11 protein-coding genes are annotated in these 11,208 nt (G+C 54.2%); 9 read left to right on the top strand and 2 right to left on the bottom strand.

Annotated elements, in window-relative coordinates:
* Positions 1–11 precede the first annotated feature (11 nt).
* A complete protein-coding gene (gene queE / locus AC07RN_RS13425; RefSeq protein WP_133631266.1) occupies positions 12–683 on the top strand; it encodes a 7-carboxy-7-deazaguanine synthase QueE in 672 nt (223 codons plus the stop codon).
* Between the two features lie 32 nt (positions 684–715).
* Here queE and queD read toward each other — a convergent pair whose 3' ends face one another.
* A complete protein-coding gene (queD, locus tag AC07RN_RS13420) occupies positions 716–1,081 on the bottom strand; it encodes a 6-carboxytetrahydropterin synthase QueD (RefSeq protein ID WP_449553895.1) in 366 nt (121 codons plus the stop codon).
* Between the two features lie 362 nt (positions 1,082–1,443).
* Here queD and cysJ point away from each other — a divergent pair, with 362 nt between their 5' ends.
* The 3 genes from cysJ to cysH are packed head-to-tail and all read left to right on the top strand — an operon-like array spanning position 1,444 to position 5,709.
* The gene (gene cysJ / locus AC07RN_RS13415; protein WP_478336588.1) at positions 1,444–3,249 is read left to right on the top strand and encodes an NADPH-dependent assimilatory sulfite reductase flavoprotein subunit; all 1,806 of its coding nucleotides are present in this window, start codon (positions 1,444–1,446) and stop codon (positions 3,247–3,249) included.
* On the top strand, positions 3,249–4,961 hold the full coding sequence (cysI, locus tag AC07RN_RS13410; protein WP_478336587.1) for an assimilatory sulfite reductase (NADPH) hemoprotein subunit: 1,713 nt from the start codon (positions 3,249–3,251) through the stop codon (positions 4,959–4,961). The genes cysJ and cysI overlap by 1 nt, the downstream gene beginning before the upstream one ends.
* A 13-nt stretch (positions 4,962–4,974) precedes the next feature.
* Positions 4,975–5,709, top strand: coding sequence for a phosphoadenosine phosphosulfate reductase (cysH, locus tag AC07RN_RS13405; protein WP_015960218.1), 735 nt, complete (start codon positions 4,975–4,977; stop codon positions 5,707–5,709).
* Between the two features lie 273 nt (positions 5,710–5,982).
* On the opposite strand, the gene AC07RN_RS13400 is transcribed toward cysH, so the two are convergent.
* A complete protein-coding gene (locus AC07RN_RS13400; protein ID WP_478336586.1) occupies positions 5,983–7,026 on the bottom strand; it encodes an aminopeptidase in 1,044 nt (347 codons plus the stop codon).
* A gap of 362 nt (positions 7,027–7,388) precedes the next feature.
* On the opposite strand from AC07RN_RS13400, the gene cysD reads away from it, so the two are divergent.
* The 5 genes from cysD to ftsB all read left to right on the top strand — a co-directional run bounded on the left by cysD (position 7,389) and on the right by ftsB (position 11,192).
* Positions 7,389–8,297 carry a sulfate adenylyltransferase subunit CysD gene (gene cysD, locus AC07RN_RS13395; protein ID WP_015960216.1) on the top strand — a complete coding sequence of 303 codons (909 nt, stop codon included), beginning with the start codon at positions 7,389–7,391 and terminating at the stop codon, positions 8,295–8,297.
* Between the two features lie 9 nt (positions 8,298–8,306).
* Positions 8,307–9,734, top strand: a complete 1,428-nt coding sequence (gene cysN / locus AC07RN_RS13390) for a sulfate adenylyltransferase subunit CysN (RefSeq protein ID WP_235133954.1) — start codon at positions 8,307–8,309, stop codon at positions 9,732–9,734.
* Entirely contained in the window at positions 9,734–10,339 is a 606-nt protein-coding gene (gene cysC / locus AC07RN_RS13385) for an adenylyl-sulfate kinase (protein WP_235133953.1), read from the top strand. The genes cysN and cysC overlap by 1 nt, the downstream gene beginning before the upstream one ends.
* A 51-nt stretch (positions 10,340–10,390) precedes the next feature.
* On the top strand, positions 10,391–10,714 hold the full coding sequence (locus AC07RN_RS13380) for a DUF3561 family protein (protein WP_015960213.1): 324 nt from the start codon (positions 10,391–10,393) through the stop codon (positions 10,712–10,714).
* A gap of 166 nt (positions 10,715–10,880) precedes the next feature.
* Positions 10,881–11,192, top strand: a complete 312-nt coding sequence (gene ftsB / locus AC07RN_RS13375) for a cell division protein FtsB (protein WP_015960212.1) — start codon at positions 10,881–10,883, stop codon at positions 11,190–11,192.
* Positions 11,193–11,208 lie beyond the last annotated feature (16 nt).

Below are 11,208 nucleotides of genomic sequence, written 5' to 3'. Positions count from 1 at the left end.
GTGAGATGACTATGCAGTACCCGATTAACGAGATGTTCCAAACCCTGCAAGGCGAGGGTTACTTCACTGGCGTTCCTGCTATTTTTATTCGTTTACAGGGATGCCCGGTTGGCTGTGCCTGGTGTGATACCAAACATACGTGGGACAAACTGGCAGATCGGGAAGTATCGCTGTTTAGCATTCTTGCCAAAACCAAAGAAAGCGATAAATGGGGAGCCGGGAGCGCAGAAGATCTGCTGGCGATAATTGGTCGTCAGGGATGGACGGCGCGCCACGTGGTGATAACCGGCGGTGAACCATGCATTCACGATCTCATGTCGCTGACCGATTTGCTGGAAAAGAACGGCTACAGCTGCCAGATTGAAACCAGCGGCACGCATGAAGTGCGCTGCTCTCACACCACCTGGGTGACTGTATCGCCAAAAGTGAACATGCGCGGTGGCTACGACGTACTTTCGCAGGCGCTTGAGCGTGCCGATGAGATTAAGCATCCGGTTGGCCGCATGCGTGATATCGAAGCGCTGGATGAACTGCTAGCGACGTTGACCGATGAAAAGCAGCGAATCATCGCCCTTCAGCCGATCAGTCAGAAAGATGACGCGACGCGTCTGTGCATTGAAACCTGCATCGCCCGCAACTGGCGATTGTCGATGCAGACGCACAAGTATCTGAATATTGCCTGAAAAAAAGCCCGGTCATTTCGCCGGGCTTTTTCTTACTCTCCGCGATACACGCAGCCTGCGGTACACGTCTCTTTGATCATCACCGAGCTTAACAGCGGCAGCAGCGGTTTCATCTGATCCCAGATCCATTTTGCCAGCACTTCGCTGGTTGGGTTTTCCAGCCCGGGAATATCATTCAGATAGTAATGATCGAGGCGATCGTACGTCGGCTTAAACGCCGCTTTCAGTTCGGAGAAGTCCATAATCCAGCCAGTATGTGGATCGACTTCACCAGTAATCTCAAGACGCACCATAAAAGAGTGTCCGTGCAGACGGCCACATTTATGCCCTTGCGGGACATGCGGGAGGTGATGGGCGGCTTCGAAGATGAAATCTTTAAACAGTGTGGTGGACATCATGTGCTCTCAGTAGTGCGGAAAAAACCGCCGCATAGTACCGGAAAGCACATTTTTAATCATTAACTAAAACGGCCATCATTCGTAGTGCAGTTGCTCGGGGCAGATTTGGTAAATTTTATGGTTATATTTCAGTAGGTTGATTAACCAGTTTTGTTGTTAACAACCATGACTAAAACAGGTTAGTTCTTTTGGTTATTTGTTATTTCCATCCCTTCTTTAATTGTTATTATCCCCGCCGTTAACCTTATCTTCAGTTTGGATTTTATGCCCGTCATACTTCAGTTGTCGCTGCGTTGGCTGCAACTCGAACTATTCAGGACATATTACTTGAAGTCCGCTTTGCTACTGGAACATAACGACGCATGACAACACAGGCCCCACCTTCGAATTTGCTTCCTCTTAACCCGGAGCAACTGGCGCGCCTTCAGGCGGCCACCACTGATTTTTCACCTACTCAGCTTGCCTGGGTTTCCGGCTATTTCTGGGGAATGCTCAATCAGCAGCCTGGAGCGGTCGTGAATGCGCCAGCCACAGCGGTTGAAATTCCGGCTATTACGCTGATCTCTGCTTCGCAAACGGGTAATGCCCGTCGCGTGGCGGAAGCGCTACGTGACGATCTGCTCGCCGCCAAACTGAACGTGAACCTGGTGAACGCCGGGGATTATAAATTTAAACAAATCGCGTCAGAAAAACTGGTTGTCGTTGTGGCGTCTACGCAGGGCGAAGGCGAACCGGCCGAAGAAGCGGTCGCACTGCATAAATTCCTGTTCTCGAAAAAAGCGCCAAAACTCGACGGCACCGCGTTTGCCGTGTTTGGTCTGGGCGATACGTCCTATGAGTTCTTCTGCCAGTCTGGCAAAGATTTCGACAGCAAGCTGGCGGAACTGGGCGCAGAGCGTCTGCTGGATCGCGTGGATGCCGACGTTGAGTATCAAGCCGCGGCCGCCGAATGGCGCGCACGGATTGTGGATGTGCTGAAAGCGCGCGTACCGAAGGATACGCCAGCACAGGCGGCGATCAGTGCTTCGGGTGCGGTCAATGAAGTCTCTACCAGCCCGTATACCAAAGAAGAGCCGCTGGTTGCGAGCCTGTCCGTAAATCAAAAAATTACCGGTCGCGATTCGGAAAAAGACGTTCGTCATATCGAAATTGATCTGGGTGATTCCGGCTTGCGCTACCAGCCGGGCGATGCGCTCGGCGTCTGGTATCAAAACGATCCTGCATTAGTGAAAGAGTTGGTGGAACTGCTGTGGCTGAAAGGCACCGAGCAGGTCAGCGTCGATGGTAAAACGCTGCCGCTTTCCGAAGCGCTACAGTGGCATTTTGAGCTGACGGTTAACACCGCCAATATTGTCGAGAATTACGCCACGCTGACCCGCAGCGAAACGCTGCTGCCGCTGGTGGGCGACAAAGCCAAACTGCAGCATTACGCCGCAACCACCCCAATTGTCGATATGGTGCGATTCTCTCCGGCACAGCTGGACGCCGAGGCCTTAATCGGTCTGCTGCGCCCGTTAACGCCGCGCCTCTATTCCATTGCCTCGTCTCAGGCAGAAGTGGAAAGCGAAGTGCATATCACCGTAGGGGCCGTACGCTTTGATATCGAAGGGCGTGCGCGAGCGGGCGGGGCATCCAGTTTCCTGGCCGATCGCGTTGAGGAAGAGGGCGAAGTCCGCGTCTTTATTGAGCATAACGATAACTTCCGCCTGCCAGCGAACCCTGAAACACCGGTTATCATGATTGGTCCAGGCACCGGTATCGCACCGTTCCGCGCGTTTATGCAGCAGCGTGCCGCCGAGGAAGCGCCAGGCAAAAACTGGCTGTTCTTTGGCAACCCGCACTTTACGGAAGATTTCCTTTATCAGGTTGAGTGGCAGCGCTACGTCAAAGAAGGCGTGCTCTCGCGCATCGATCTGGCGTGGTCTCGTGACCAAAAACAAAAAATATACGTACAAGACAAACTGCGCGAACAGGGCGCAGAGCTGTGGGCGTGGATCAATAACGGTGCCCACCTTTATGTCTGCGGCGACGCCAATCGTATGGCGAAAGACGTTGAGCAGGCTTTGCTGGAAGTGATTGCCGAATTCGGTGGTATGGATATCGAAACGGCGGATGAATTTTTAAGTGAGCTGCGCGTAGAGCGCCGTTATCAGCGAGATGTCTACTAATGAGTGAAAAACACCCTGGCCCACTGGTGGTCGAAGGCAAACTGACTGACGCCGAGCGCATGAAGGTTGATAGTAACTATCTGCGCGGCACCATTGCCGAAGATTTAAACGACGGTCTGACCGGCGGTTTCAAAGGCGACAACTTCCTGCTGATCCGCTTCCACGGTATGTATCAGCAGGATGACCGCGATATTCGTGCAGAACGTGCGGAACAAAAGCTGGAGCCGCGTCATGCGATGCTGCTGCGCTGCCGTCTGCCGGGTGGGGTCATCACCACGAAACAGTGGCAGGCGATTGATAAATTCGCCCACGACAACACGATTTACGGCAGTATTCGTCTGACCAACCGTCAGACCTTCCAGTTTCACGGCATTCTGAAAAAGAACGTGAAGCCGGTACACCAGATGCTGCATTCCGTCGGGCTGGACGCGCTGGCGACTGCGAACGACATGAACCGTAACGTGTTGTGTACCTCCAACCCGTATGAGTCAGAGCTGCACGCCGAGGCGTATGAATGGGCGAAGAAGATCTCTGAACATCTGCTGCCGCGCACCCGCGCGTATGCGGAGATCTGGCTCGATCAGGAAAAAGTCGCGACCACAGATGTCGAGCCGATTCTGGGTCAGACCTATCTGCCGCGTAAATTTAAAACCACGGTGGTCATTCCGCCGCAGAATGATATCGATCTGCACGCCAACGACATGAACTTCGTGGCGATTGCGGAAAACGGCAAGCTGGTTGGCTTTAACCTGCTGGTGGGCGGCGGTTTGTCCATCGAACACGGCAACAAGAAAACTTACGCACGCACCGCGAGCGAATTTGGTTATATCCCGCTGGAGAACACGCTGGCCGTGGCTGAAGCGGTAGTGACCACCCAGCGCGACTGGGGTAACCGTACCGATCGTAAAAATGCGAAAACCAAATATACGCTGGAGCGCGTCGGCGTAGAGACGTTCAAAGCAGAAGTCGAACGTCGCGCGGGGATCACCTTTGAGCCTATCCGTGCGTATGAATTTACCGGTCGTGGCGATCGCATCGGCTGGGTCAAAGGCATCGACAATAAATGGCACCTGACGCTGTTTATCGAAAACGGCCGTATTCTGGATTATCCGGGCCGTCCGCTGAAAACCGGTCTGCTGGAAATTGCTAAGATTCATAAAGGCGAGTTCCGCATCACTGCGAATCAGAACCTGATTATTGCCGGCGTGCCGGAGAGTCAGAAAGCGAAGATCGAGAAGCTGGCGCGCGAACATACGCTGATGGATGGCGTTAAGCCTCAGCGTGAGAACTCCATGGCCTGCGTTTCATTCCCAACCTGTCCGCTGGCGATGGCGGAAGCCGAGCGTTTCCTGCCGTCCTTCACCGATAAAGTGGAAGCGGTGCTGGCGAAACACGGTATTCCGGATGAGCATATCGTGATGCGCGTGACGGGTTGCCCGAACGGCTGCGGCCGTGCGCTGCTGGCCGAGCTTGGGCTGGTGGGTAAAGCGCCGGGTCGCTACAACGTGCATCTGGGCGGCAACCGCAGCGGAACGCGCATTCCGCGTATGTATCGCGAAAACATTACTGAACCCGAAATTCTCGATTCACTTGACGAGCTTGTCGGGCGCTGGGCGAAAGAGCGTGAAGCGGGTGAAGGCTTCGGCGACTTTACGGTGCGTGCGGGCATCATTCGCCCTGTGCTCGATCCCGCCAGAGATTTTTGGGAATAAAAGAGAGGTAGCTATGTCCTTACTCGATCTGAATGCCCTTAACGATTTACCGAAAGTGGAACGCATTCTGGCATTGGCGGAAACCAACGCCAAACTGGAAAAACTGGATGCCGAAGGACGCGTGGCGTGGGCGCTGGAAAACCTTCCAGGCGAGTATGCGCTCTCATCAAGTTTTGGTATTCAGGCGGCGGTGAGTTTGCACCTGGTGAACACGATCCGCCCGGATATTCCGGTGATCCTCACGGATACGGGCTATCTGTTTCCGGAAACCTATCAGTTCATTGATGAGCTGGCAGATAAGCTCAAGCTGAACCTCAAAGTTTATCGCGCGGAACAGAGTGCGGCGTGGCAGGAAGCGCGCTACGGCAAGCTGTGGGAGCAGGGCGTTGAGGGCATTGAGAAATACAATGACATCAACAAAGTCGAGCCGATGAACCGGGCGCTTGAAGAGCTGAATGTGAAAACGTGGTTTGCGGGTCTGCGTCGCGAGCAGTCCGGCAGTCGCGCCAGCTTGCCGGTGTTGGGCATTCAGCGCGGCGTGTTCAAAGTGCTGCCGATTATCGACTGGGATAATCGTACTGTTTATCAGTATCTGCAGAAGCACGGGCTGAAATACCATCCGCTGTGGGATCAGGGCTATCTTTCAGTGGGTGACACTCACACCACACGGAAATGGGAGCCGGGAATGGCGGAAGAAGAGACGCGATTCTTTGGGCTTAAGCGCGAATGCGGATTGCACGAGGGGTAATTTTTCCCTCACCCTCTCCCAAAGGGAGAGGGAACTGTTCCGAGCGCTAATTTGTTCCCTCTCTGCCATTGGTAGAGGGGGGTGCACAGAGCTTTTTTCGACTCTCCAACAAGGAGAGGGAATCACCCGGAGATGTCTTTTCGCCTCACGCGCAGGTTGAGAGAGTCGTCTGATACTGTCCTTTCTCCTTACCCGCAGGTTGAGAGAATCACTCGGTACTGTTTTTCTCCCTCTCCCTGTGGGAGAGGGGCGGGGTGAGGGCATCAGACCGCACTACGCTTTATTCGCTTTTGCCAGCTCTTTGACCAGCGGTAGCATCACTTTCACCACGTCGCGAGTGCGCCGCTCAATGCGTTGCGGGAGCGCCGTGTCAATGTACTGCTGGTTGTCGAGTCGCACGTCATGCCAGCTCGTTCCGTCCGGGAATGCTTTCGATTTAGTCCGCTGCTGATACCCGTCTTTTTTGCCTAAAGACCAGTTGGTCGCTTCGACGTACAGCACCGGAATACCCGCTTTATCAAATATTTCACCGTCGGTACAACATCCCGTGCCTTTTGGGTAATTCGGGTTGCGTCCTGGATTGATCGCCGCCTGAATGCCCTGACCCCGGGCAATCGCCAGCGCGCGGTCGCGCGTAAGCTTGCGTACTGAGTTTGGCGTCGTTTTGCCGCTGTTGAAATAGAGTTTGTCGCCCACGATCAGGTTATCGAGATTAATCACCAGCAGGGTATTTTTCTTCTCAGCCGTGCTCATGCGATTAAGCAGATTCTCCGCGCCGAGTTTACCCTCTTCTTCACCGCTGGTGGCGACAAAGCGAATGCCGTATTTCGTCGGGGTATTTTTCAGACGTTCGGCCAGCTCAAGCATGACACCCAAACCCGCTGCGTTATCGTCCATTCCCTGTAGCGTCAGGCCGCCGAGATTATGATCGGTATCCTCATCGCTCATCGGCGCGAAGGTATCCAGGTGCGCCATGATGATAATTTGCTGCGCTGTCTTACCTTCATGCGCAGCAATGACCGTACTGCCGGTCACGTTGTGCCAGTTTTTACTGTTGTTGCGCGAAGTATAAATGTATCGGCTGTGAAAGGCGCGAATATCGCTCTGGTAGCCCATGTCGGCAAACTGTTGGCGCAGATAATCAGCGGAGAGCATTTCTGCTGGCGTGCCGGTCATCCTTCCTGGAAAAACGGTGGCAATGTGGCGCGCCTGCGTTGAGGCGATTTCACCGAAAGCGTTAGCTGTTGCGTGAGCCGGAAGAATAAAGCAAACGCCGAACGCCAGGGCAGCGATACGGTGGCGCATTGCGGAAAACATAGTGAGTCCTTAAAAAACAGCGCTAATTTTAACTCGCCTAGTATGAAACTGTGATCGCGCTTACACAATTTCATTTGCTCTTAAACGCCCGAAATTCCGCGTGTTAAGCACTTTTTGATATTAGCTTTTCCAGGTCGTTATTCCATTGAGTAACTACTCATTCCAATTCGTAATTTCATTCACCCTGAGTCGCCCCCTATAGTCCCACTATTCCTGTTTGTGAGTGAGTTGTCACATCGCACCCTGTCTGTCCGCATCAAAGCCTATCCGGAGCTTGCGACCGACACCGTCAATATCGTGAACATCTTGCCAAAAATGCCCCCATGCCCGCCCTGAATGTGGCGGGAGAATAAGGAACGGTTATGGACCAAAAACGACTTACCCACCTGCGGCAACTCGAAGCAGAAAGCATTCATATCATCCGCGAGGTGGCTGCCGAATTCTCCAATCCCGTGATGATGTATTCCATCGGGAAAGACTCCAGCGTGATGCTGCATTTGGCGCGTAAAGCGTTTTATCCGGGGACGCTACCGTTCCCGCTGCTGCATGTGGATACCGGCTGGAAATTCCGTGAGATGTACGAATTCCGCGACCGTACCGCGAAAGCTTATGGCTGCGAACTGCTGGTGCATAAAAACCCGGAAGGCGTGGCGATGGGCATCAACCCGTTTGTACACGGCAGCGGTAAGCATACCGACATCATGAAAACCGAAGGGCTAAAGCAGGCGCTGAACAAATACGGTTTTGATGCTGCGTTTGGCGGCGCGCGCCGTGACGAAGAGAAATCCCGCGCTAAAGAGCGTATTTACTCTTTCCGCGATCGCTTCCATCGCTGGGACCCGAAAAATCAGCGCCCTGAGCTGTGGCATAACTACAACGGTCAGATTAACAAAGGCGAAAGCATCCGCGTGTTCCCGCTGTCTAACTGGACCGAACTGGATATCTGGCAGTACATCTATCTGGAAAATATCGACATCGTTCCGCTGTATCTGGCGGCAGAGCGTCCGGTGCTGGAGCGCGACGGCATGCTGATGATGATCGATGACGATCGGATTGATTTGCAGCCTGGCGAAGAGATCAAAAATCAGATGGTGCGTTTCCGTACTCTCGGCTGTTGGCCGCTGACCGGCGCCGTGGAATCAAACGCGCAAACGCTGCCGGAGATCATCGAAGAGATGTTGGTCTCCACCACCAGCGAGCGGCAGGGGCGCGTCATTGACCGCGATCAGGCCGGCTCAATGGAGCTGAAGAAACGCCAGGGTTATTTCTAAGGAGCCGCCATGAACACCACGATTGCACAACAAATTGCTGATGAGGGCGGCGTCGAAGCGTATCTGCACGCTCAGCAGCACAAAAGCCTGCTGCGTTTTCTGACTTGCGGCAGCGTCGATGACGGCAAAAGCACGCTGATTGGTCGTCTGCTGCATGACACCCGTCAGATTTACGAAGACCAACTCTCCTCGCTACATAACGACAGCAAGCGTCACGGTACGCAGGGCGAAAAGCTCGACCTGGCCTTGCTGGTGGACGGCCTTCAGGCTGAGCGCGAGCAGGGCATTACCATTGACGTGGCTTATCGTTATTTCTCCACCGAAAAACGCAAATTTATCATTGCCGATACCCCAGGCCACGAACAGTACACCCGTAACATGGCGACCGGGGCCTCGACCTGTGAACTGGCGATTCTGCTGATGGATGCGCGCAAAGGCGTGCTGGATCAAACGCGTCGCCACAGCTTTATCTCCACGCTGTTGGGGATCAAGCATCTGGTCGTTGCGGTCAATAAAATGGATTTGGTGAACTTCAGCGAAGAGGCTTTCGAAGCAATCCGCGAGAGCTACCTGACGTTTGCCGAGCAGTTGCCAGGTCATCTGGATATTCGCTTTGTGCCGCTTTCGGCGCTGGAAGGGGATAACGTCGCTTCTCAGAGCGTCAATATGCCGTGGTACAGCGGCCCAACGCTGCTGGAAGTGCTTGAAACCGTCGAAATTCAGCGCGTAGTGGAAAACCAGCCGATGCGTTTCCCGGTGCAATACGTGAACCGTCCGAACCTCGATTTCCGGGGTTTCTCCGGCACGATCGCGTCGGGCACTGTGAAGGTCGGCCAGCGCGTTAAAGTCCTGCCGTCGGGCGTGGAATCGGCGATTACCCGTATTGTCACCTTTGACGGTGACTTGCAGGAAGCGGGCGCGGGTGAAGCGGTGACGCTGGTGCTGAAAGATGAGATTGATATCAGCCGTGGCGATCTGCTGCTGGATGCCGAGGAAAGTGTCCCTGCGGTGCAAAGCGCGTCGCTGGACGTGGTGTGGATGGCGGAGCAACCGCTGACCGCGGGCCAGAGCTACGACGTTAAAATCGCGGGTAAGAAAACACGAGCACGCGTAGACGGTATTCAATATCAGGTGGACATCAACAGTCTGGCGCAGCATAAAGCGGATGAGTTACCGCTGAACGGCATTGGCCTGGTGGATTTCACGTTTGACGAACCGCTGGTGCTCGATAAATACCAGCACAACCCGGTCACCGGTGGTTTGATCTTTATCGACAGGCTGACCAACGTCACTGTGGGCGCAGGGCTGGTAAACGAACCGCATCTGCAGGCCAACGCGACGCCGTCAGAATTCAGCGCGTTTGAGCTGGAGCTGAATGCCCTGGTGCGCAAGCACTTCCCGCACTGGGGCGCGCGCGATCTGCTGGGAGGCAAGTGATGGCTCAGCATGATGAGAACGTCGTCTGGCATCCTCATCCGGTGACTGTCGCTCAGCGCGAACAACTCCACGGTCACCGTGGGGTTGTGCTGTGGTTTACCGGGCTGTCTGGCTCCGGTAAATCGACGGTTGCGGGCGCGCTGGAAGAGGCCCTGCATCAGCAGGGCGTTAGCACCTATCTGCTGGACGGTGACAACGTGCGTCATGGCCTGTGCAGCGATTTGGGTTTTAGCGATGACGATCGCAAAGAGAATATTCGCCGCGTCGGTGAAGTGGCGAGCCTGATGGCCGATGCGGGGCTGGTGGTGCTCACGGCGTTTATCTCGCCGCATCGCGCGGAACGTCAAATGGTGCGCGAGCGAGTCGGACACGATCGTTTTATCGAAGTTTTCGTTGATACGCCGCTGGCGATTTGCGAAACGCGCGATCCGAAAGGGTTGTATAAAAAGGCGCGTGCCGGAGAACTGAAGAATTTCACGGGGATTGATGCGGTTTACGAAGCGCCTGAATCGCCTCAAATTCACCTGGATGGTCAACAATTGGTAACAAATTTAGTCAGCCAATTATTAGACCTGCTCCGCCAGGACGATATTATCAGATCCTGAGACGGTATCGGATAGTGAGCTATCCGATTGTCATCGGCCACAGGATTCGTTATGCGCAACAGTCAGAATTACATTATCAGCGGGTCGGAAACGCTATCGACCAATGACGAGACGACCTGGTCACTGCCTGGGGCCGTGGTCGGCTTCGTCTCGTGGTTGCTGGCGCTCGGCATTCCGTTCCTGATCTATGGCCGCAACACGCTGTTTTTCTTCCTCTACACTTGGCCGTTCTTTTTGGCGTTGATGCCCGTTGCGGTTGTGGTCGGCATTGCGCTGCACTCTCTGCTCAATGGCAAACTGCTTTACACCACTCTGATTACGATTGTGGCGGTTGTCGCCATCTTCGGTCTGCTGTTTTTATGGCTGATGGGTTAAGTTCAGCCATAATTCAAATCGTAACGAATAATGTGCCTTTGTTGTGCTTACGTATCCGTGGCAAAAATGTGGTACATTTGCCCGCGATGTTGCGGCATCTCCGTCGCCCCAGAGTAGAGTCAGGGGCAAAGTTGTGGGATGATGATGCCGTTTTTCAGGGGGCAGGATGGGTAAACTAACGCTGCTGTTGCTGGCCTTGCTGGTCTGGCTGCAGTATTCGCTGTGGTTCGGTAAGAATGGTCTTCATGACTACGGTCGCGTTAACGATGACGTGACGGCGCAGCAGGCAACGAACGCAAAACTTAAAGCGCGAAACGATCAACTTTTTGCCGAAATTGATGACCTCAATGGCGGGCAAGAGGCGATTGAGGAACGCGCACGTAACGAACTCAGTATGACTAAACCGGACGAAACCTTTTATCGTCTGGTGCCGGATGCGTCTAAACGCAACCAGGGCTCAGCACAAAATAATCGATAATCAGGCCCAGGATTAC

This window comes from Lelliottia sp. GFLA7 (assembly GCF_056490165.1).
This window is presented reverse-complemented; position numbering and strand designations above follow the sequence as displayed.

Excerpts from the sequence above, each read along its gene's own strand:
- AC07RN_RS13380 (WP_015960213.1), top strand. The coding sequence starts at position 10,391 with ATGCGCAACAGTCAGAATTACATTATCAGCGGGTCGGAAACGCTATCG.
- queD (WP_449553895.1), bottom strand. The coding sequence starts at position 1,081 with ATGATGTCCACCACACTGTTTAAAGATTTCATCTTCGAAGCCGCCCAT.
- cysJ (WP_478336588.1), top strand. The coding sequence starts at position 1,444 with ATGACAACACAGGCCCCACCTTCGAATTTGCTTCCTCTTAACCCGGAG.
- cysC (WP_235133953.1), top strand. The coding sequence starts at position 9,734 with ATGGCTCAGCATGATGAGAACGTCGTCTGGCATCCTCATCCGGTGACT.
- cysD (WP_015960216.1), top strand. The coding sequence starts at position 7,389 with ATGGACCAAAAACGACTTACCCACCTGCGGCAACTCGAAGCAGAAAGC.
- ftsB (WP_015960212.1), top strand. The coding sequence starts at position 10,881 with ATGGGTAAACTAACGCTGCTGTTGCTGGCCTTGCTGGTCTGGCTGCAG.
- cysI (WP_478336587.1), top strand. The coding sequence starts at position 3,249 with ATGAGTGAAAAACACCCTGGCCCACTGGTGGTCGAAGGCAAACTGACT.
- AC07RN_RS13400 (WP_478336586.1), bottom strand. The coding sequence starts at position 7,026 with ATGTTTTCCGCAATGCGCCACCGTATCGCTGCCCTGGCGTTCGGCGTT.
- cysN (WP_235133954.1), top strand. The coding sequence starts at position 8,307 with ATGAACACCACGATTGCACAACAAATTGCTGATGAGGGCGGCGTCGAA.
- cysH (WP_015960218.1), top strand. The coding sequence starts at position 4,975 with ATGTCCTTACTCGATCTGAATGCCCTTAACGATTTACCGAAAGTGGAA.
- queE (WP_133631266.1), top strand. The coding sequence starts at position 12 with ATGCAGTACCCGATTAACGAGATGTTCCAAACCCTGCAAGGCGAGGGT.